This window comes from Cereibacter sphaeroides 2.4.1 (genome assembly GCF_000012905.2).
Classification (GTDB): domain Bacteria; phylum Pseudomonadota; class Alphaproteobacteria; order Rhodobacterales; family Rhodobacteraceae; genus Cereibacter_A; species Cereibacter_A sphaeroides.
The window spans coordinates 447,451-467,906 of record NC_007493.2; the positions used below are offsets into that span (position 1 = coordinate 447,451).

At 70.2% G+C, this 20,456-nt stretch carries 17 protein-coding genes; 14 read left to right on the plus strand and 3 right to left on the minus strand.

Going from position 1 to position 20,456, the window contains the following annotated elements; all coding sequences use genetic code 11:
• Positions 1-20: 20 nt before the first annotated feature.
• Positions 21-1,469, plus strand: coding sequence for a TrkH family potassium uptake protein (locus RSP_RS02225; RefSeq protein WP_011337030.1), 1,449 nt, complete (start codon positions 21-23; stop codon positions 1,467-1,469).
• 42 nt (positions 1,470-1,511) lie between these two features.
• Entirely contained in the window at positions 1,512-2,966 is a 1,455-nt protein-coding gene (locus tag RSP_RS02230; RefSeq protein ID WP_011337031.1) for a TrkH family potassium uptake protein, read from the plus strand.
• A gap of 69 nt (positions 2,967-3,035) precedes the next feature.
• On the opposite strand, the gene RSP_RS02235 is transcribed toward RSP_RS02230, so the two are convergent.
• Positions 3,036-4,817 carry a trypsin-like peptidase domain-containing protein gene (locus RSP_RS02235; RefSeq protein WP_011337032.1) on the minus strand — a complete coding sequence of 594 codons (1,782 nt, stop codon included), beginning with the start codon at positions 4,815-4,817 and terminating at the stop codon, positions 3,036-3,038.
• 124 nt (positions 4,818-4,941) lie between these two features.
• Between RSP_RS02235 and RSP_RS02240 the strand changes: the two genes are divergently transcribed.
• The 9 genes from RSP_RS02240 (at position 4,942) to RSP_RS02280 (ending at position 15,776) form a co-directional block, all read left to right on the plus strand.
• The gene (locus tag RSP_RS02240) at positions 4,942-5,865 is read left to right on the plus strand and encodes a glycine--tRNA ligase subunit alpha (protein WP_011337033.1); all 924 of its coding nucleotides are present in this window, start codon (positions 4,942-4,944) and stop codon (positions 5,863-5,865) included.
• A complete protein-coding gene (locus RSP_RS02245) occupies positions 5,862-6,332 on the plus strand; it encodes a DUF6446 family protein (protein WP_011337034.1) in 471 nt (156 codons plus the stop codon). Before RSP_RS02240 ends, RSP_RS02245 begins: the two co-directional genes overlap by 4 nt.
• Positions 6,333-6,383: 51 nt before the next feature.
• Positions 6,384-8,429 (plus strand): glycine--tRNA ligase subunit beta, encoded by a 2,046-nt coding sequence (glyS, locus tag RSP_RS02250; RefSeq protein WP_371863454.1) that lies wholly within the window; start codon positions 6,384-6,386, stop codon positions 8,427-8,429.
• 118 nt (positions 8,430-8,547) lie between these two features.
• Entirely contained in the window at positions 8,548-11,094 is a 2,547-nt protein-coding gene (locus tag RSP_RS02255) for a putative PEP-binding protein (RefSeq protein WP_002722755.1), read from the plus strand.
• A 217-nt stretch (positions 11,095-11,311) separates the two neighbouring features.
• Positions 11,312-12,034: a cell wall hydrolase gene (locus RSP_RS02260; protein WP_011337036.1), complete on the plus strand. Its 723-nt coding sequence runs from the start codon at positions 11,312-11,314 to the stop codon at positions 12,032-12,034.
• A 99-nt stretch (positions 12,035-12,133) separates the two neighbouring features.
• Positions 12,134-13,036 (plus strand): dihydroneopterin aldolase, encoded by a 903-nt coding sequence (locus tag RSP_RS02265; protein WP_011337037.1) that lies wholly within the window; start codon positions 12,134-12,136, stop codon positions 13,034-13,036.
• A gap of 45 nt (positions 13,037-13,081) precedes the next feature.
• Entirely contained in the window at positions 13,082-14,119 is a 1,038-nt protein-coding gene (folP, locus tag RSP_RS02270; protein ID WP_011337038.1) for a dihydropteroate synthase, read from the plus strand.
• Positions 14,116-15,459: a phosphoglucosamine mutase gene (gene glmM / locus RSP_RS02275; protein ID WP_011337039.1), complete on the plus strand. Its 1,344-nt coding sequence runs from the start codon at positions 14,116-14,118 to the stop codon at positions 15,457-15,459. Before folP ends, glmM begins: the two co-directional genes overlap by 4 nt.
• A 98-nt stretch (positions 15,460-15,557) precedes the next feature.
• Positions 15,558-15,776 carry a hypothetical protein gene (locus RSP_RS02280; RefSeq protein ID WP_002722766.1) on the plus strand — a complete coding sequence of 73 codons (219 nt, stop codon included), beginning with the start codon at positions 15,558-15,560 and terminating at the stop codon, positions 15,774-15,776.
• A 72-nt stretch (positions 15,777-15,848) separates the two neighbouring features.
• Here the strand turns inward: RSP_RS02280 and ilvC are convergent, their stop codons facing one another.
• Entirely contained in the window at positions 15,849-16,871 is a 1,023-nt protein-coding gene (ilvC, locus tag RSP_RS02285; RefSeq protein WP_009563794.1) for a ketol-acid reductoisomerase, read from the minus strand.
• A gap of 129 nt (positions 16,872-17,000) precedes the next feature.
• Between ilvC and RSP_RS02290 the strand changes: the two genes are divergently transcribed.
• The 3 genes from RSP_RS02290 to RSP_RS02300 all read left to right on the plus strand — a co-directional run bounded on the left by RSP_RS02290 (position 17,001) and on the right by RSP_RS02300 (position 19,216).
• Positions 17,001-17,456 carry an Lrp/AsnC family transcriptional regulator gene (locus tag RSP_RS02290; RefSeq protein ID WP_002722770.1) on the plus strand — a complete coding sequence of 152 codons (456 nt, stop codon included), beginning with the start codon at positions 17,001-17,003 and terminating at the stop codon, positions 17,454-17,456.
• Positions 17,453-17,911, plus strand: coding sequence for an Lrp/AsnC family transcriptional regulator (locus tag RSP_RS02295; protein ID WP_011337040.1), 459 nt, complete (start codon positions 17,453-17,455; stop codon positions 17,909-17,911). The genes RSP_RS02290 and RSP_RS02295 overlap by 4 nt, the downstream gene beginning before the upstream one ends.
• A 177-nt stretch (positions 17,912-18,088) precedes the next feature.
• Complete coding sequence (locus RSP_RS02300) at positions 18,089-19,216, plus strand: aminotransferase class V-fold PLP-dependent enzyme (protein WP_011337041.1); 1,128 nt, start codon at positions 18,089-18,091, stop codon at positions 19,214-19,216.
• A 4-nt stretch (positions 19,217-19,220) separates the two neighbouring features.
• Here RSP_RS02300 and RSP_RS02305 read toward each other — a convergent pair whose 3' ends face one another.
• Positions 19,221-20,420 (minus strand): UbiH/UbiF family hydroxylase, encoded by a 1,200-nt coding sequence (locus tag RSP_RS02305; protein ID WP_011337042.1) that lies wholly within the window; start codon positions 20,418-20,420, stop codon positions 19,221-19,223.
• Between the last annotated feature and the right edge of the window lie 36 nt (positions 20,421-20,456).

Below are 20,456 nucleotides of genomic sequence, written 5' to 3' on the forward strand. Positions count from 1 at the left end.
TCGCACGGCTGGCGACGATCATGCTGGACCTGCGCCCCGTCGGATTCATCATCGGCCTGCTCGTGGTCGCCTTGGGCGCCGCCATGCTGCTTCCGGCATCGGTCGATCTGCTGCTTGGAGACGGCAACGGGCCGGCGATCCTTCAAGCCGCGATGCTGACCATGTTCACCGGCGGGGCGGTGGCGCTGGCCTGCGCCAATGCCCCCACGAAGCAGCTCGGCATCCGGCAGGCCTTCGTGCTGACCGCGGCGATCTGGTTCGCGCTGCCGGCCTTCGGCAGCCTGCCGTTGATTCTGGGCGAGCCCGACCTGACCTTCACCGACGCGATGTTCGAGGCGGTCTCCGGCATCACCACGACCGGCTCGACCGTGATCGTCGGGCTCGACCATCTGCCCGCGGGCACGAATCTCTGGCGGGGGATGCTGAACTGGCTCGGCGGTCTGGGGATCGCCTTCATCGCCATGATCTTCCTGCCGGTCATGCGGGTGGGGGGGATGCAGTTCTTCCGCACCGAGGGGTTCGACACGCTGGGCAAGGTGCTGCCGCGCGCCACCGACATCGCCCGCGCGCTGCTCGGCGTCTATACCGGGCTCACCGCGCTCTGCATCGCCACCTACCTGCTGATCGGGATGGAGCCGCTCGACGCGGTGGTGAACGGGGTGGCCACCATCGCCACCGGGGGCTTCTCGCCCTCGGACGCCTCGTTCGGGAAATATCCCGGCGCGGGCGAATATGCGGGCACCGTCTTCATGATCCTCGGGGCCATGCCCTACATCCGCTTCGTCCAGCTCGTGAGCGGTGCGCCGCAGGCCTTCTTCGGCGACAGCCAGATCCGCGCCATGCTGCGCTGGATGGTCTACGGGGTGGGCATCGTGACGCTCTGGCGGGTGCTGACCTCGGATCAGGGGCTCGAGCCCGCCTTCCGCGAGGCGTCCTTCAACCTCGTCTCGGTCTTCACGGGCACCGGCTTCTTCTCGGGCAGTTTCGCCAACTGGGGCGGCTTCGGGATGGTGGTCGCCTTCTGCGTCGGCATGATCGGCGGCTGCTCCTCCTCGAGCTCGGGCGCGCTCAGCGTCTTCCGGGTGCAGGTGGTGCTGACGGCGATCCGCGTGCAGATCGAGCGGATCGGCATGCCCGACCGCATGGCCTCGGTCCGCTACGAGGGCCGGCGCGTCGAGGACGACGTGATGAACGCGCTGATCCTCTATGTGACGGGCTATATTCTCGCCATCGGCACGCTGAGCGTGGCGCTGACCCTGACGGGCGTCGATCCGACCTCCGCCCTGTTCGGCGTCTGGACCTCGATCGGCAATATCGGCTACGGATACGGCCCGCTCGTCGCACGCACGGGCACCTTCATAGACTTCCCGGAGCTGGCGAAATGGGTGCTCATCCTGGCAATGCTGATGGGGCGGCTCGCCCTTCTGGCGCTCGTGGTGCTGGTGCTGCCGCGCTTCTGGCGGCAGTGAGGCCCGCTTGACAGCCCGGCCGCCCCCCGCCAAGCCTCGCGCATGATCGACCCTCGCCCCGTCGGATATATCCTCGGTCTGCTCGTGGCCACGCTGGGCGCGCTGATGCTGGTGCCGATGGCGCTCGATCTGGCCGCGGGCGACCGGCACTGGCTCTCCTTCGCCGAGACCGCGACCATCACCACCGTCGCGGGCTCGATGCTCGCGCTCGCCTGCGCGAACGGGCGCGGGCAGGGCACGGGGCTCTCGCTGCAGCAGAGCTTCCTGCTCACCACCGGGGCCTGGGTCCTGCTGCCGGTGTTCGGCGCGCTGCCCTTCATGATGGGGCGGCCGGACGCCAGCTTCACCGATGCGGTGTTCGAGGCCATGTCCGGCTTCACCACCACCGGCACCACCGTCTTCGTGGGGCTCGATGCGCTGCCGCTCGGCACGAACCTCTGGCGCGGGATGCTGCAATGGCTGGGCGGCCTCGGGATCGTCATCGTGGCCATGATCTTCCTGCCGGTGATGAAGGTGGGCGGGATGCAGTTCTTCCGCTCCGAGGGGTTCGACACGCTAGGCAAGATCCTGCCCCGCGCGCTCGACATCTCGACGGCGCTCATCCAGATCTACCTCGTGCTGACCATGGCCTGCGTGATGACCTTCCTCGCGCTCGGCATTCCGCTGTTCGAGGCCGTCGTCCATGCGCTGACCACCGTCTCGACCGGCGGCTTCTCCAGCTCGGACCGGTCGTTCGGCCTGTTCCAGGGGCCCGCCGAATATGCCTGCGCCTTCTTCATGGTGCTGGCCTCGCTGCCCTTCGTGCGCTTCGTCCAGCTGGCGCAGGGCACCTTCCTGCCGCTCTGGCGCGATCCGCAGGTGCGGGCCTACCTGCGCTGGAACGGCTATGCGATTGGGCTGATCGTGGCCTACGAGGTGGTCACGCGCAATGCGCCGGTCCTGCCCACGCTGCGCGAGACGACCTTCAACGTCATCTCGACCTTTTCGGGCACCGGCTTTTCCAGCGTCGATCTCGGGCTCTGGGGCACCTTTCCCTTCGTCCTGCTGATCGTGGTGGGGCTGATCGGGGGCTGCACCTCCTCGACCGGCTGCTCGGTCAAGGTGTTCCGCTACCTGATCCTGCTCGAGGCGATCAAGGTGCAGATCCGTCGCCTGCAAAGCCCGAGCGCGGTGATCTTCGTGGATTACGAGGGCCGCCGCGTGGGCGAGGATGTCATCAACTCGGTGATCCTCTTCTTCACCATGTTCATCCTGAGCTTCGGCGTGCTCGCGGTGCTCCTGTCGCTGACCGGGCTTCAGACCAAGACGGCCATCACCGCCGCCTGGACCGCCATCGCGAACGTGGGCCCGGCCTTCGGGCCCGAGGTGAGCGCGACCGGGGCCGTCGACCGCTTCCCGGCGGTGGCCAAATGGCTGATGATCGGGGGCATGCTGGTCGGACGGCTGGAGCTTCTGTCGGTCTTCGTCCTCCTCACGCCCCGGTTCTGGCGCAGCTGACGGGACGGCGCCCCGCGGACGGGGGAGGGGGCAGGGCCGCGCCCGGCCGCCCCGGGCGAGGCTCTTCGTTCAGTCCCAGCAGGAGACGAGGGCGGTCATGCCGTCGCCCAGCCGGACCAGATCCTCGGGGGCGAGGGCGCCGCTGCCCTCGGCGCGGCGCGGCTCGATGCCCGCCTCCGAAAGGCGCGCGGTGAGCGCGGCCGGGGCGAGGGCGAAGGAGACCTCGTCGGGCAGCCGCCGCTCGCCCGTCTCGGGCGCCACCAGCATCCCCAAGACCGCGCCCGACCCGTCGAGCACCGGCCCGCCCGCGTCGCCCGGCCGCGACGCAAGGCGGAGACGGCGCAGGTCGGCCTCGCCCTCGAGCCCCGTCAGCGCATCGAGCGCCCCGAAGGTGAGCGTGGGCGCAGGCAGCGCCTCCCCGTAGGGATAGCCCGCCACCGCCACGGGCGAGCCGAGCCGCGCCTCGGTGCTGCGGAAGCTCGCGGTGACGCGGGGCGCCATCGGATGAACCGGCCGCAGGAGCGCCATGCCGAGGGCCGTGTCGGTCGCCACCACCTTGGCCTCGTGCTCGCGGTCGATGGTCACGCGCCCGCAGCCCGCCACCGCCTCGGCCGTCGTGAGGACGGCGCCTTTCGGATCGACGAAGATCCCCGAGCGCGACTGGCGCGGCTTGCGCACCTCGAGCCCGGCCAGCATTCCCCGCCGCTGCTCTTCGGTCATCTCGACCATGCCCGGATCGAGCGCCCGGTCGCCGAAGGGGCGGAAGCTCGACTGCATTGCCGTCAGCACGCGCGCCATCCGCTCGTCGTCGCCCGGATGCCAGACCAGCATGTAGCCCTTGAGGAGACCGCCGGCGAGCTCGACATGGGTGTAGCTCGCCAGATCGGCCGAGCGGCCCTCGATGGTGAAGCCGGTCTCCGTCCGGCTGCGGGTGCCTTCGGGCGGCACCACTTCCAGCGTCTGGAGGATGTCATAGAGGCCGTAGAGCGCGCCCCGGTCGCCCGGCTCCGAGATCAGCATGACCTGCACGCCCGATCCGTCCTTCGGCGCGTAATGGACGAAGGGCGGGTCGTAGCGGTCGAAGGCCACGAGGGCGATGGGCAGGGTGATGCGGATGCCGGCCTCGTCTTCGGTCACCGTCTCGAGCCCAAGTTCCGCCTGCGCCCGCCCGTAGCGGTCGAGAAGCTCGGCCCGCTGGCGCGCGGTCAGGATGCCGGTGGCCTCGGCGCCCTCGGCCGCCTGCCAGGCCGCCATCGAGGCGCGGGTGCCCGGGCCGAAGGCCCCGTCGATGGCCGCGCCGTAGAAGCCGAACCATTGCAGGGCGGCCTGCAGCTCCTGCCGCTCGGAGGCGATGAGAAGCGCCTCGGACCGCCGCGCCTCGGCGGGGGTCTCGTCCGGCAGGGGGGCGGGCGCGGCCTCAAGGGCCGGGGGCGCGTCCAATGGCTCGTCCTCGGGCAGCATCTCGGGGCCGGGCACCGCCAGAGCTTCCGCGTCGGGGGCCGGGGGCAGCTCGCCCGGGGCGAGGAAGGGCTCGCGGAAGGCGCGCCCGTCGGCGATGAAACTGTCCCGGGGGATCATGCCCGCTTCCAGCAGATCCTGCAGCCGCAGCCGCGCCACGTCCGTCCCGTAGGGGCCGAGCACGATCGCATACCATCCCGAGGACAGCCGGTAGCCTGCCACGTCGGGGAAGACCTCGGCATAGGCCCGGGCGCGCTCGTCGGCCTCGGCCTCCGTGGGCCGCGCCTCGATCTGCACCCAGACCCGCGTCTCGCTCTGCTCCTGTGCCCAGACCGGAGCCGCCGCAGGCAGGGCCGCCCCCAGCCACAGAAGGAAGATCGCCTGTTTCATCATCGGCCGTCCCGCCTCGCGCGGGCCCCGGCGGCAGGCCCGTCATTTCCGGTCCGCGCGGCCGCCGCCGATTGACCCTTGCCTGCCTCTTGCCTATGGAGAGGGCGCTTTGCAAGAGGGCCAGCGCATGACCGGCAAACCCGTTCCCCCCCGCAGCTTTCAGGAAATCATCCTGCGCCTGATGACCTACTGGGGCGCGAAAGGATGTGCCGTCCTGCAACCCTACGACATGGAAGTCGGCGCGGGAACCTTCCATCCGGCGACGACGCTCCGCTCGCTCGGCGCCCGTCCCTGGGCTGCGGCCTATGTTCAGCCCTCGCGCCGCCCGACCGACGGCCGCTACGGCGAGAACCCGAACCGCCTCCAGCATTATTACCAGTATCAAGTCCTCATCAAACCCTCGCCGCCGGATCTGCAGAAGCTCTATCTCGGCTCGCTCGAGGCGATCGGGATCGACATGGATCTCCACGACATCCGCTTCGTCGAGGACGACTGGGAGAGCCCGACGCTCGGCGCCTGGGGCCTCGGCTGGGAAGTCTGGTGCGACGGGATGGAAGTCAGCCAGTTCACCTACTTCCAGCAGGTGGGCGGGCACGACTGCAGGCCCGTCTCGGGCGAGCTCACCTACGGGCTCGAGCGGCTGGCCATGTATGTGCTGGGCATCGACCATGTCATGGACATGCCCTTCAACGATCCCTGTGGTCCCACGCCGCTCACCTATGGCGATGTCTTCCGCCAGACCGAGCAGGAATATTCGCGCTGGAACTTCGATCAGGCCGACACCGACATGCTTCTGCAGCATTTCAAGGATGCCGAGGCCGAATGCGAACGCATCCTTGCCGCGCCCGAGACCGACAAGGCCGGCCGTCGCATCGTCATGGCCCATCCCGCCTACGATCAGTGCATCAAGGCCAGCCACCTCTTCAACCTGCTCGACGCCCGCGGCGTGATCTCGGTGACCGAGCGGCAGGCCTATATCGGCCGCGTCCGCGCGCTCGCCAAGAAATGCGCCGACGCCTTCGTCACCACCGAGGCGGGGGCGGCTGCGTGAATGGCAAGCTCCTCGTCGGTGGCATCGTGCTGAGCGCGCTCGCAGCCGGCGCCGTCATGTGGTGGGCCCAGCTCTATGCCTATTACGAGGAGGCCAGCTTCGCGCCGGGTGAGGAGATCCGCCTCACGCCGATCCTCGGCGACGCGCCGGAGGCGATCGTCGCGAACGAGGTGACGGGGATCGATTCCGGCTCGTCGCCGCTCCGGTTCCGGGCCTGCTTCACCACGCCCTTGAGCCAGGCCATGCTGACCGAGACCTACCGCGTCTATCCCGATCCCACGCCGCTCAACGCGCCGCCCTGGTTCGACTGTTTCGACGCCGAGCGGATCGACATGGCGCTGCAGAAGGGCGAGGCCATCGCCTTCCTGTCCGAACATGACATTGCCCCCGGGGTGGACCGCGTGGTCGCGGTCTTTCCCGACGGCCACGCCTTTGCGTGGCACCAGCTGAACGCCGAGGAACAGTAGCCCATGCCCGATCTCTTGATCGAACTCTTCTCGGAAGAGATCCCCGCCCGGATGCAGGCCCGCGCGCGCGAGGACCTGAAGAAGCTCGTGACCGACGGTCTCGTCGAGGCAGGCCTCACCTATGCCTCGGCGGGCGCCTTCTCGACCCCGCGCCGGCTCGTCCTGTCGGTCGAGGGCCTCTCGGCCGAAAGCCCCACGCTCCGCGAAGAGCGCAAGGGCCCCAAGGCCGACGCGCCCGCCGCCGCCATCGAGGGCTTCCTGCGCTCGACGGGCCTCACCCGCGACCAGCTCGAGACCCGCGAGGACAAGAAGGGCGCCGTCCTCTTCGCCGTGGTGGAAAAGCCCGGCCGGCCCGCGCCCGAGATCGTGGCCGAGGTGCTGGAGCGGACGATCCGCACCTTCCCCTGGCCCAAGTCGATGCGCTGGGGCACGGGCAGCTTGCGCTGGGTGCGGCCGCTCCAGTCGATCCTCTGCCTCCTCTCCGACGAGGCCGGCGCCGAGGTCGTGCCGATGACGCTCGACGGGTTGACAGCCGGCAACAGCACCGAGGGCCACCGCTTCATGGCGCCCGCGCGCTTCGCCGTCTCGGGCTTCGAGGATTACCGCGCGAAGCTCGCCCGCGCCTTCGTGATGCTCGACGCCTCCGAGCGCGAGCAGGCGATCTGGCACGAGGCAACGACCCAGGCCTTCGCGCAGGGGCTCGAGGTCGTGCCCGACGCGGCGCTCCTCTCCGAGGTCGCGGGCCTCGTCGAATGGCCCGTCGTGCTGATGGGCGCCATCGGCGAGGATTTCTTGGGCCTCCCGCCCGAGGTGCTGCAGACCTCGATGCGCGAGCATCAGAAGTTCTTCTCGGTCACGAACCCCGCCACCGGCCGGATCGAGAAATTCGTGACCGTGGCCAACCGCGAGACCGCGGACCACGGCGAGACGATCCTGAAGGGCAACGGCAAGGTGCTCTCGGCCCGGCTCTCGGACGCGCGCTTCTTCTGGGAGAACGACCTGCGCACCGTGAAGACGGCGGGCCTCGAAGGCATGGCCGAGGGGTTGAAACAGGTCACCTTCCACAACAGGCTGGGCAGCCAGGCCGCCCGCATCGCCCGCATCGAGGCGCTGGCGCGCGAGATCGCCCCCCTCGTCGGCGCCTCCCCCGACCTCGCTGCCGAGGCAGCCCGCGTGGCCAAGGCCGACCTGCAATCGGCGATGGTGGGCGAGTTCCCGGAACTGCAGGGCACGATGGGCAGCTACTACGCCCGCGCGGCGGGCCTGCCCGAAGCGGTGGCGCAGGCCTGCAAGGCCCATTACCAGCCGCTCGGCCCCTCCGACGCGGTGCCCACCGACCCCGTCTCGGTCGCTGTGGCGCTGGCCGACAAGATCGACACGCTGGCAGGCTTCTGGCGGATCGGCGAAAAGCCCACGGGCAGCAAGGACCCCTTTGCCCTGCGACGCGCGGCGCTGGGGGTGATCCGGCTGCTACTCACGAACAATTCTCGTGCGGGCCTCATGGGGATAATGCTCCCCGCGATGAACCGGCACTTGGAACCCTTCGATACATCCGACTTTACCCCGTACGAACGGGACCTCCTCGCCTTCTTCCACGACCGCCTGAAGGTCCACCTGCGCGAGCAGGGGATCCGGCACGACGTGATCGACGCCTGCCTCGCCATGCCGGGGAACGACGATCTCACGCTCCTGGTGAAGCGCGCGGAAGCCCTGTCGGCCTTCCTCAAGACCGACGACGGCACCAACCTCCTGCAGGGCTTCAAGCGGGCGAACAACATCCTGACCCAGGCCGAGGCGAAGGACGGGGTCGAATACAGTTTCGGCGCAGATCCGAAATTCGCCGAAACCGACGCCGAGCGCGCGCTCTTCGCAGCCCTCGAGACGGCCGAGGCGGCCATCGGCCCCGCCCTGCAGGCCGAGGATTTCGCCGCCGCCATGTCCGCCATGGCCGCCCTCCGCGCCCCCATCGACGCCTTCTTCGAGACGGTGCAGGTCAATGCCGACAATGCGGTCCTGCGGCGGAACCGGCTCAACATGCTCCATTCCATCCGCGCCACCTGCGCGCGCGTGGCGGATCTCACCCGGATCGAGGGCTGAGCCCTTCATTCTGGCCCAAATATCCCACGGGGGTGCGGGGGTGTGAAACCCCCGCCGCCCACCTCTCCGCTTGCTTGCCCGGTTGCGATGCGTATCCTGCCCTGAAGGGAGCGCCGCAGTGCAGAAAATCGAGCCGATCAGCGACTTCGACCGTATCACGCCGACCGCGGCGATCAGCCTGAAGACGCATGGCTTCCGGGCCAAGTGCCTGCAGCGCCTCGTCCGGCTCGACCTGCCGGTGCCGGTCACCGTGGCGCTGCCCGCCACCACCGTCCGCGCCATCGCGGCCGGCCACCCGGTCGATTGCCCGGCCATTCTCGCCGATTTCGGCCCCACTCCCCTCGTCTCGGTGCGGCCCAGCCCCGAGAATCCCGACTGGGGCGGACCCGCCACCGTCCTCAACATCGGCATGAACGCGGCCCGCCACGCGGCGCTCGCGCGCATCCATGGCGAGGAGGCGGCCGACGCGATCTATCTCGGCTTCATCCAGAGCTATGCGATCCATGTGGCCCGCCTCGATCCCGAGATGTTCGAGACCGGCGGCTCCTCCTCCGAGGCGCTCCGCGCGGCGCTCCATGCCTGGGCCGAGGAGATGGACGAGCCCTTCCCGCAGGATCCCGCACAGCAGCTCTCCGAAGTGCTGCGCTCGATGGCGCGGGCCTGGGAGGGAACGACCGCCCGGCTCCTCCGGCAGGCGAAGGGCGCCCCCGCCGAGGCGCGGCTCGGCCTCGTCGTGCAGGAGATGGCGCAGGATCTGGGGCAGGGGATCTCGGGCTCGGGCGTGATCCAGTTCGTCGATCCCGCCACCGGCGTCCCGCAGGTGACGGGGCGCTTCTTCAACCGCTCGCGCGCCTGGCACGGCAAGGCCGAGACGCTCTATCTCACGCAGGATCCGCGCGGTCCCTCGCTCGAGGAGCGCGCGCCCGAGATCTTCGCGGCCCTCTGCCGCCACGGCTCGGTCTGCCGCGCCCGCCTGCGCGAGGAGATGCAGATCGAATTCACCATCGAGGACAGCCACCTGTCGGTGCTCGACGCGGTGAAGGTGCAGCGCTCCTCGCGGGCGGGGCTCCGCATCGCGGTGGCGCTGGCCGACGATCAGGTCATCACCCGCTCCGAGGCGCTCCTCCGGGTCGAGCCGCGCGCGCTCTCCGAGCTTCTGCATCCGCAGGTCGATCCGCGCGGGCGGCGCGACCGCTTCGCCCGCGGCATTGCGGCCAGCCCCGGGGCGGCGGTGGGCCGGATCGTCTTCTCCTCGCAGGCGGCGCAGGCCTCGGCCGCGCGCGGCGAGCCCTGCATCCTCGTCCGGCGCGAGACCTCGCCCGAGGATATCCGCGGCATGAACTGCGCGGCGGGCGTGCTGACCGAGCGCGGCGGCGTCACGAGCCATGCCGCCGTGATCGCGCGGGGCCTCGGCCTGCCGTGCGTCGTGGGCGCCTCCGAGATCCGGCTCGATGCGCGCGAGCGCCGTCTCGTGGCGCCCGACGGGCGCGTCTTCCGCGAGGGCGACCTCATCACCGTGGACGGCACGGCGGGCGAGGCGCTCGCGGGCGAGGCGGCCATGCTCGCGCCCGCGCTCGACAGCTGCTTCCGCAAGCTCCTCTCCTGGGCCGACGAGATGCGCGACATCGGCGTGCGCGCCAATGCCGACACGCCCGCCGATGCGCTCGTCGCGCGGCAGTTCGAGGCGCAGGGCATCGGCCTCTGCCGGACCGAGCACATGTTCTTCACCGACGACCGGCTCGTGGTGATGCGCGAGATGATCTTTGCCGACAGCGCGACCGACCGGGCGGCGGCTCTGGCGCGGCTGCTGCCGATGCAGCGCGCCGATTTCGTGCAGCTCTTCGAGATCATGCAGGGTCATCCGGTCTGCATCAGGCTGCTCGATCCGCCGCTGCACGAGTTCCTACCCCATTCGCGCGAGGGGCTGCTGGAGCTGGCCGAGGCGCTCGACCGGCCCCTGTCCGAGGTCACGCGGCGCGTCGAGGCGATGGCCGAGTTCAATCCCATGCTGGGGATGCGGGGCGTGCGGCTGGGTGTGGCCATCCCCGAGATCTACGACATGCAGGCGCAGGCGATCTTCGAGGCGACGCTGGAGGTGGCGGGCCGCGGCGATCCGGTGGTGCCCGAGATCATGATCCCGCTCGTCTCGGCGCGGCGCGAGGTCGAGCTGGTCAAGACCCGGATCGATGCGGTGGCTGCGGCGGTCCATACCAAATACGGCCGCGAGTTCGCCTACCGGCTGGGGGTGATGGTCGAGACGCCGCGGGCGGCGCTGCGGGCGGGCGAGATCGCGCAGCACGCGGCCTTCCTCTCCTTCGGCACCAACGACCTGACGCAGATGACCTACGGCCTCTCGCGCGACGACGCGGGGCGTTTCATGAACACCTACGTCCAGAGCGGGGTCTTCCCCGAGGATCCGTTCCACATTCTCGACGTGGACGGGGTGGGGGAACTGCTGCTGATCGGGGCGGAACGGGGGCGGGCCACGCGGCCCGATCTGGTGGTCTCGATCTGCGGCGAACATGGCGGCGACCCCGAATCAATCGAGTTCTGCCGCCGCGCCGGCTTCGACTATGTGTCCTGTTCGCCCTATCGCGTTCCGCTGGCTCGGCTGGCGGCCGCTCATCTGGCGATCCGCAGCCGGGAGCAGCCGAATGCCTCTTGATGCAAGCGGTTAGCCCAAAAATCGGGCAGGTTTGTCACAGTGGCGCGGGAGCAACACCGGCGGGAACCCGCCGATGGATGCCCCTGCTGACCGTGGCAAAAATGTCACGTGGGTGGACTCGTTAAGGATTTTCCGGCTAGCCACGTCGCGATTTCGCACGGGGCAGGGTTCGACGCCCGCCTCTGTGCAAAGCGGACCATGACCGGGAACAGAGTAAATGCGCTTGCTTGATATCTGGATGCGCAGTGCCGCGGCACTGATGCTCCTGAGCGGAGCGGCCTTCGCCGATGTGACGGTGAGCCAGTCCAACGATCCGTCCGTCAGTCTGGGCGGGCAGCTTTCGGCCCTTCTGGGCGCCGAGCGGAGCGCCCTCGGGACCCTGCCGGCCCAGCGGCTCGAGCAGGTGGCGGCCGCCGTGGCCCGCCCCGAGGCGAAGCCCGAGGCGCCGGTCAAGGCGGTGGCGACCAAGGGCAACCGCGGCGCCAAGGCCGCGGACGACGCTCCGGCGCCGCGCTACGACGAGGCCTGGCTCGCCTCGCAGCCGGCGACCGCGAAGGACTCGGACGAGTGGAAGTGTCTGGCCACGGCGCTCTATTTCGAGGCGCGCGGCGAGTCGATCCAGGGCCAGTTCGCGGTGGCCGAGGTCATCATGAACCGCGTCGACCGCCCCGGCTATCCCGGGTCCATCTGCGGCGTGGTCCGGCAGGGCGGGCAGTTCTCCTTCATGTTCGACGGCAAGCCCGAAACGATCCGCGAGAAGGCGGCCTTCCAGCGTGCGGGCAAGATCGCGGCGCTGATGCTGGCGGGCGCTCCGCGCCAGCTCACGCAGGGCGCCACCCACTTCCACACCCGCGCCGTCCGCCCCGGTTGGGCGCACCGCTTCCCGCGCACGGCGGCCATCGGCGCGCATCTGTTCTACCGCCAGCCCGGCGGCTCCTGACCGGCCTCCTGTCGCAAGACTTGCCTCGCCTGCCGCCTTCGGGCTAGGCGGTGCCGGTGCCGGGCCTATGCTTCCCGGAAGCTGACGCGGGAGGCCGCCTTGACCAACGATATCCGCCTTGCCTTCGCCCATCCCGAGGAGCGGGCCGAGGCCTCGGCCGGCGCCGCTCCGCGCGACCGCATCAGCCTGCGCGATCATGTGGCCGAGGTCGAGATCGGCGCCTTCCAGCAGGAGCGCGGCACGAGGCAGCGGGTGCGCTTCAATGTGGTGGTCGAAGTCCGGCCGCATCCGGCGCCGCTGCAGGACGATGTGGACCGCATCCTCTCCTACGACCGGATCACCGAATCCATCGCCGACGAGCTGTCGGCCGAGCGACTGAACCTGCTCGAGACGCTGGCCGAGCGGATCGCCGAGCGCATCCTCGCCGAGCCGCAGGCCATGCGGGTCTTCGTGCGGATCGAGAAGCTCGACCGCGGCCCCGGCGCGCTGGGCGTCGAGATCGTGCGCTCGCGCGCCGAGGCGCCGCTCCGGCGGACGGGCGAGGGCGGCGAGGCGGTGCATCCCTTGGTGGCTTTCCTCGACAATGCGGCCATTGCCGCGCCCGACCTGCCCGCCCGGCTGGATGCGCTCGAGGCGCGGGGACTGCCGCTCGTCCTCGCCGTGGGTCTGCCCGATGCGCCGCGGCCCGAGACGCACCATCGCCCGACCCAGCGCCGGATCGACCTTCTGGCCATCGAGCAGAATGCCTGGGCGCTGGCCGCCCGCGATCCGCGCTGCGTGGTGGTGGCCACGAGGACCGAGATCGACTGGGCGATGCGGCGCGGCCAGACCATCGTCTGGGCGCCCTCCAAGCTGGTGCTCGATGCGGTGGACGGGCCGAACTCGCGCGATCCGGTGGCGCTGGCCCTGTGGCTGGCGGAGATCCTGGCGGCCGAGCGGATGGTCGTTCACGGCGATGTAACATTGCCGGCGGGAAGCCGCGTGCCGCTCGAACGCGCCTGAGCGGAGGCCCTTGCGCCGGGGCGGCCGGGGCCGCATGAACCGCGCATGACCTATGTCCGTCCGATCCCGCTCGCCGATGCGGCCCGCCCCGAGGGCGCGCTGCCGCTCGCCGGCGGTCCGCTGTTCTTCGACCTCGTCGAGATCCTCGAACGCGGACGCGCACCTGTCGTGCTGCCCGCAGCCGAGCTCGATCCGGCCACGCTCGCCCCCCTGACGGCGCCGCGGCCCCCGGTGGCGGGGCTCGCCATGGGCCGGCCGCAGATCATGGGCATCCTCAACGTGACGCCCGACAGTTTTTCGGACGGCGGCCGGTTCGCGGCGCTGCCCGAGGCGCTGGCACAGGCCGAGGCGCTGGTGGCGGCGGGGGCGGACATCCTCGACATCGGCGGCGAGAGCACGCGGCCCGGTGCTGCGGAGGTGGAGCCGGCCGAGGAGATCCGCCGCACCGCGCCGGTGATCGAGAGGCTGCGGGGGCAGGGGATCGCCGTGCCGGTCTCGATCGACACCCGCAAGGCCCCGGTGGCCGAGGCCGCGCTGATCGCGGGGGCCGATCTCGTGAACGATGTGGCGGCCCTGACCTGGGACGCAGGGCTGGCCGCCGTGGCGGCGCGGCGGGAGGCGCCGGTCTGCCTCATGCATGCGCAGGGTACGCCGCAGACCATGCAGGCCGATCCGCGCTACGACGACGTGCTGCTCGATGTCTACGACTGGCTGGCCGAGCGCATCCGGGCGGCCGAGGCGGCGGGCATCCCGCGCGCCCGGATCGTGACCGACCCGGGCATCGGCTTCGGCAAGACGCTCGAGCACAATCTGGCGCTGCTGCGCCGGCTGTCGCTCTTTCACGGGCTGGGCTGTCCGATCCTGCTCGGCGCCTCGCGCAAGCGTTTCATCGGCACGCTCGCGGACGAGCCTTCGGCCGAACGGCGCATGGCGGGCTCGGTCGCCGTCGCGCTTGCGGGCGCGGCGCAAGGAGCGCAGATTCTCAGAGTGCACGACGTGCGCGAGACACGTCAGGCGCTGATCCTGTGGCAGGCAGTCACACGCGAGGCGGCAGAGACCGCGGCAGAACGGAGGCAGGCATGACGAGGAAGCTCTTCGGCACCGATGGGGTGCGCGGCACGGCCAACACCCATCCGATGACCGCCGAGATGGCGCTGCGGCTCGGCGCCGCGGCGGGGCGCTATTTCCGCCCGGTGGGCGCAGGCTCGCCCCGGGTGGTGATCGGCAAGGACACGCGGCTCTCGGGCTACATGCTCGAGAATGCGCTGACCGCGGGCCTCACCTCGACCGGGATGAACGTGCTGCTTCTGGGGCCGGTGCCCACGCCCGCGGTGGGCTTTCTCACCCGCTCGATGCGGGCGGCGCTGGGCGTGATGATCTCGGCCAGCCACAATCCGCACGAGGACAACGGGATCAAGTTCTTCGGTCCCGACGGGTTCAAGCTGTCGGACGAGGCCGAGGCCGAGATCGAGGCGATCCTCGCGGGCGAGATCCAGCCCGCGCAGCCCGGCAACATCGGCCGCGCCAAGCGGATCGAGGACGGGCGCGGGCGCTATCAGGAATATTGCAAGACGACCTTCCCCTCGGGACTGCGGCTCGACGGGCTGAAGGTCGTGATCGACTGCGCCAACGGCGCGGCCTACCGCGCGGCGCCCGAGGTGCTGTGGGAGCTCGGCGCCGAGGTGATCCCGGTGGGGGTCGAACCCAACGGCAAGAACATCAACCTGCGCTGCGGCTCGACCCATCCCCAGGCCGCGGGCGAAGCGGTGCGCGCCCATGGCGCCGATGTGGGGATCTGCCTCGACGGGGATGCCGATCGCGTCATCATCCTCGACGAGACCGGCAAGGAGGCCGACGGCGACCAGATCATGGCGCTGTTCGCGGCCCGCTGGGCGGACGAGGGGCGCCTCCGCGACGGAACGCTGGTGGCCACCGTCATGTCGAACCTCGGGCTCGAGCGGTTCCTCGGCGCGCGGGGGCTCCGGCTCGAGCGGACGCCGGTGGGCGACCGCTATGTGGTGGAAGCGATGCGGCGCGGCGGCTGGAACCTCGGCGGCGAGCAGTCGGGCCATATCGTCATGACCGATTTCGCGACCACCGGCGACGGGCTGCTGGCGGGGCTCCAGTTCCTCGCGGCCATGGCCCAGACCGGGCGGCGCGCCTCGGACCTTGCGCGCAGTTTCGAGACCGTGCCGCAGCTTCTGCAGAACGTGCGCTACGCGGCCGGGCAGGAGCCGCTCAAGGCGCCGGGCGTGCAGGCGGTGATCCGCGACGCCGAGGTGCGGCTGAACGGGGCGGGGCGGCTTCTGATCCGCAAGTCGGGCACCGAGCCGCTGATCCGGGTCATGGCCGAGTGCGAGGACGAGGCGCTGCTCCGCGACGTGGTCGAGGAGATCGTGGCTGCCGTCCGGGACGCGGCGTAAGAAGGGGAACCCGCGACCCCTTCCGGCATTGTCGGAGCATGGCCCGAGCGGCGGAGAGGATCCCCGCGCTCGGGCCGACCCCTGACAAGGAGACGCCCATGGACTTCGCCTGGATCATCCCCTTCCTGTCGCTCATCACGCTTCTGGCAGGCATCATGTTCGCGATCGCGAGCAAGGACCGCGTCGAGGCGCGCCGCCACGATCCGAACGCGCCCAAGTCGACGCTGGCCAAGGACGGCCCGCAGGGCGGCGTGGCCTTCCTGCGCAAGGACGGGCCCACCGCCCGCAAGCCCGACGCCGAACCCGTTCTGGAATAAGCGGCCCCAGACGGGACCCGATGCAGAAAGGCGCCCCGAGGGGCGCCTTTCGCGTTTCCGAGTGCCGCCGGATCAGTTGCGGGCGCGGTCGACCATCTTGCCCTTGGAGATCCAGGGCATCATGCCGCGCAGCTTCTCGCCGACCTGCTCGATCTGGTGCTCGTCGTTGATGCGGCGGGTGGCCTTGAAGAAGGGCTGACCCACGGCATTTTCCTGCATGAAGTCGCGCACGAACTTGCCGGTCTGGATGTCGGTCAGCACGGCCTTCATGCGAGCCTTGGTCTCCTCGTAGGGCAGGATCCGCGGGCCCGAGACATATTCGCCATATTCGGCGGTGTTCGAGATCGAGTAGTTCATGTTGGCGATGCCGCCTTCGTAGATCAGGTCCACGATCAGCTTCACCTCGTGCAGGCACTCGAAATAGGCCATCTCGGGCTCGTAGCCGGCTTCGACCAGCGTCTCGAAGCCCATGCGGATGAGCTCGACGAGGCCGCCGCAGAGCACGGCCTGCTCGCCGAAGAGGTCGGTCTCGCATTCCTGACGGAAGTTGGTCTCGATGATGCCCGAGCGGCCGCCGCCGATGGCCGAGCAGTAGGAGAGGCCGATTTCCATCGCCTTGCCGGTCGCATCATTGTGCACGGCCACGAGGCAGGGCACGCCGCCGCCCTTGACATATTCGCCGCGGACGGTGTGGCCCGGGCCCTTCGGCGCCATCATGATGACGTCGACGCCCGGCTTCGGCTCGATCAGGCCGAAATGCACGTTGAGCCCGTGGGCGAAGGCGATCGCCGAGCCTTCGCGCAGATTGTCGTGGACGTATTTCCTGTAGGTCTCGGCCTGAAGCTCGTCGGGCATGGTGAACATGATGAGGTCGCACCAGGCGGCGGCTTCGGCGATGCCCATGACCTTGAGGCCCTCGGCTTCGGCCTTCTTGGCGGAGGGCGAGCCCTCGCGGAGCGCCACGACCACGTTCTTCGCGCCCGAATCGCGCAGGTTCAGCGCATGGGCATGACCCTGGCTGCCATAGCCGAGGATGGCGACCTTCTTGTCCTTGATCAGGTTGATGTCGCAGTCGCGATCGTAATAGACGCGCATGGGGCGCTCCTTCCGTGATGAACTGTTGCGCAGGATAGGCATGGGGGCGCGTGACGGGCTGCAAAGTTTGACGCTGCGGACGATATCTGGCAAAGGTCATGCGCCGGATGGCACTTCAGTGAAAAGATCATGCTCGACGACACCGACCGCCGCCTGTTGCGTCACCTTCTGGCCGAGCCCGCGCTCGGCACGGCGGAGCTTGCCGCGCGGGCGGGACTGACCACGGCCACCTGCTGGCGCAGGCTCGAGCGGCTGACCGAACGCGGCGTGATCGGGGCCCGGCAGGCGGTGATCGACTGGCGCAGGCTTGGCTACGAGGTCGAGGTCTCGCTGCGCTTCACGCTGGACAAGACCGACCCGCGCGCCTTCGACGAGTTTCTGGCCGCCGCCCGCACCGTGCCCGAGGTGATCGGCATCGAGACCTTCCTCGGGCGGGTGGATGTGCGGCTCAACGTGATCGCGCGCGACATGAAACATTATCAGGAGCTCTACCGCTCCCGGATCCTGTCGCTGCCGCATATCACCGACATCGAGGCGCTGATGCTGGTGGCCACGATCCGCGAGGCGGAGGCGCTGCCGCTGTGATCGATCTCGACGATATCGACCGGGCGCTGCTCCGGGCGCTGGCCGAGGATGCGACGCAGGGCGCAGGCGCGCTCGGGCGGCGCTTCGGCCTGTCGCAGCCCGCAGCCTGGCGGCGGATCCGGCGGCTGGAGGAGGCGGGCGTCATCGCCGGAAGGCGCGTGGTCGTCGACCGCGAGGCGCTGGGGTTCGGGGTGACGGTGTTCCTCGGGGTGAAGCTCGCGACCAAGGGGCGGGTCAGCCTCGAGGATTTCGAGCGCGCGGTGACGGCGATCCCCGAGGTGCAGGTGGTGCAGCATGTGCTGGGCCTGTTCGATTACCGGCTGCGGGTGGTGGCGCGCGACATCGCCGATTTCGAGCGGGTGCTGCGGCGGCGGATCATGACCCTGCCGGGGGTGGGGCAGGTCGAGGCCAATGTGCTTCTGACCGAGGAGAAGCGGCCGGGCCCGCTCGGCTGACGCGGCGCCCGGCGGAACGGCCGGGGGCTGTCTGCCCCCGGACCCCCGAGGATATTTGCGCAGAGTGAAAGCGGGGGCGGCCGCGGAGGGGCGGGGCGGACCTTGTGCGACCTTTTTCAGGTGGCGCCGGGAGGGCGGCGGGCGCTATCTCTCGGGGAGCTAGGAAGGAGGCTGCCCATGCCCGCGCTGCGCCCGGATGTCGATCCCGACGGTCTGATGGAATTCTCGGTGGTCTTCACCGACCGGTCCCTGAACCACATGTCCGCGAAGTTCCAGCACGTGATGCGCGACATCTCGGGGATGTTGCGCGAGGTCTATGGCGCCGAGGCGGTGGCTGTCGTGCCGGGCGGCGGCACTTTCGCCATGGAGGCGGTGGCGCGGCAGTTCGCGACCGGGGCGCAGGCGCTCGTGGTGCGCAACGGCTGGTTCTCCTACCGCTGGACGCAGATCCTCGAGGCGGGCGGCTTTGCAGCCGGGCAGACGGTGGTGATGGCCCGGCCCTCGGGCAACGGGGCGCGCGCGCCCTTCGCGCCGCCGCCGATCGAGGAGGTGGAGGCGAAGATCGCCGAGGCGAAGCCGGATGTGGTCTTCGCGCCGCATGTCGAGACCTCGGCCGGGATCATCCTGCCCGACGATTACATCGCCCGGATGGCGGAGGCCGCCCATGCGGCCGGCGCGCTGATGGTGCTCGACTGCATCGCCTCGGGCTGCATCTGGGTCGACATGGCAGCGACCGGGGTCGATGTGCTGATCTCGGCGCCGCAGAAGGGCTGGTCGGCCTCGCCCGCCGCGGGGCTCGTGATGCTGTCGGGCCGGGCGGTCGAGCGGCTGGAGGCCACGGCCTCGAACAGCTTCGCGCTGGATCTGAAGAAATGGCGCGCGATCATGGCGGCCTACGAGGCGGGCGGGCATGCCTATCACACCACCATGCCCACCGATGCGCTGCTGGGCTTTCGCGATGCGATGGCCGAGACGAAGGCCATGGGCTTCGAGGCGGCCAAGTCGGCGCAGTGGCGGCTCGGGCAGGAGGTGCGCGCCATGCTGGCCGAAAAGGGCGTGGTCTCGGTCGCGGCCGAGGGCTTCGCGGCTCCGGGCGTTGTGGTGAGCTACACCGACGATCCCGAGGTGCAGACCGGCCGGAAGTTTCTGGCGGAGGGGCTGCAGATCGCGGCGGGCGTGCCGCTGCAGGTGGGCGAAGGGGCGGAGTTCCGCACCTTCCGGCTCGGGCTCTTCGGGCTCGACAAGCTCGCCGATGTCGAGGGCACGGTGGCCCGGCTGCGCCGGGCGGTGGAGGCCGTCCTCTGAGGGATCAGGCGACGCCGAGGCCCGCGCGCATCAGCGTGCGGCGCACCGGCGCCGAGCCGTAGAGCGCATCGAGGAGCTTGGCGCGCAGGTCGCGCCAGGCCGGATCGCCTGCCATCGAGGCGCGGTTCAGGAGGTCGATGCCGAGGATGCGGGCCTGCACCTCCCAGTGACGACGGCGGTGGTAGGCCTCGAGCAGGGCTGCGGAGCCGGGATCGTCCCGGTGATCCGCCAGAAGCTCCAAGAGCGCGCGCAGGTCGGCGAGGCTCATGTTCAGCCCCTGCGCGCCGATGGGCGGCATGACATGGGCGGCCTCGGCCATCAGGGCCGTGCGCTCGCCCGACATGCGGGCCGCGACCTGGCTGATGATCGGCCAGACATTGACCTGCGAGGCGAGGGTGAGCGGGCCGAGGATCCCGCAGGAGCGTGCGGTCATCTCGGCCTCGAAGGTCTCGCGGGGCAGGGCCTTCAGCCGCAGCGCCTCCTCGCCGCGTTCCATCCAGACGATGGCCGAGGCGGGCTTGCCGCCTGCGTCGGGCAGGGGAACGAGGGTGAAGGGGCCGCCCGAGCGGTGGATCTCGGTCGAGACATTCTCGTGCGGGATCGGGTGGGTCACGGTGAAGGCCAGCGCCTTCTGGCCGTAGCGGGTGGTGCGCACCGAGATCCCCAGCGCCTCGCGCACCGGCGAGTTGCGCCCGTCGGCCGCGACCAGCAGCCGGGCCGCGACGCGGGTGCCGTCGGAGAGGGTGACAAGCGCTTCGCTCTCGCGGGTGAGGACCGATTTCGTGGCGATGCCCGGACGGAAATCCACGCGCTTCAGCGTCTTGAGATGGGCCACCATCTCGCGCCGCAGGAGCCAGTTCGGGAGGTTCCAGCCGAAGGGCTGTTCGGAGATGTCGGCCGCGTCGAAATCCTTGATGACGCGCGGCTCGGCCACCGGTCCGCCCGCATCCACGATGCGCATGACCTGCAGCGGCGCCGCATGGGGCGCCAGACGCGGCCAGAGGCCCGCGGCCTGAAGGAGCGGGATCGAGGGCTGGAGGAGGGCGGTGGAGCGCAGGTCGGCCCCCTCGGCCTCGGCCGAGGTGACGGGGGGCTGCGGATCGACGCAGATCACGGACCAGCCGGCCGAGGCGAAGGCGGCGGCGGCCGTCAGGCCGGCCACTCCTCCGCCGGAGACGAGAATGTCGGTTGCGATCCGGGCCATGGTTCCCTCCGTTTCAGGGGAAGCTAGAGGCCCGGA

Excerpts from the sequence above, each read along its gene's own strand:
- RSP_RS02225 (WP_011337030.1), top strand. The coding sequence starts at position 21 with ATGCTGGACCTGCGCCCCGTCGGATTCATCATCGGCCTGCTCGTGGTC.
- RSP_RS02230 (WP_011337031.1), top strand. The coding sequence starts at position 1,512 with ATGATCGACCCTCGCCCCGTCGGATATATCCTCGGTCTGCTCGTGGCC.
- RSP_RS02235 (WP_011337032.1), bottom strand. The coding sequence starts at position 4,817 with ATGATGAAACAGGCGATCTTCCTTCTGTGGCTGGGGGCGGCCCTGCCT.
- RSP_RS02240 (WP_011337033.1), top strand. The coding sequence starts at position 4,942 with ATGACCGGCAAACCCGTTCCCCCCCGCAGCTTTCAGGAAATCATCCTG.
- glyS (WP_371863454.1), top strand. The coding sequence starts at position 6,384 with ATGCAGGCCCGCGCGCGCGAGGACCTGAAGAAGCTCGTGACCGACGGT.
- RSP_RS02260 (WP_011337036.1), top strand. The coding sequence starts at position 11,312 with ATGCGCTTGCTTGATATCTGGATGCGCAGTGCCGCGGCACTGATGCTC.
- folP (WP_011337038.1), top strand. The coding sequence starts at position 13,082 with ATGACCTATGTCCGTCCGATCCCGCTCGCCGATGCGGCCCGCCCCGAG.
- glmM (WP_011337039.1), top strand. The coding sequence starts at position 14,116 with ATGACGAGGAAGCTCTTCGGCACCGATGGGGTGCGCGGCACGGCCAAC.
- RSP_RS02280 (WP_002722766.1), top strand. The coding sequence starts at position 15,558 with ATGGACTTCGCCTGGATCATCCCCTTCCTGTCGCTCATCACGCTTCTG.
- ilvC (WP_009563794.1), bottom strand. The coding sequence starts at position 16,871 with ATGCGCGTCTATTACGATCGCGACTGCGACATCAACCTGATCAAGGAC.
- RSP_RS02290 (WP_002722770.1), top strand. The coding sequence starts at position 17,001 with ATGCTCGACGACACCGACCGCCGCCTGTTGCGTCACCTTCTGGCCGAG.
- RSP_RS02300 (WP_011337041.1), top strand. The coding sequence starts at position 18,089 with ATGCCCGCGCTGCGCCCGGATGTCGATCCCGACGGTCTGATGGAATTC.
- RSP_RS02305 (WP_011337042.1), bottom strand. The coding sequence starts at position 20,420 with ATGGCCCGGATCGCAACCGACATTCTCGTCTCCGGCGGAGGAGTGGCC.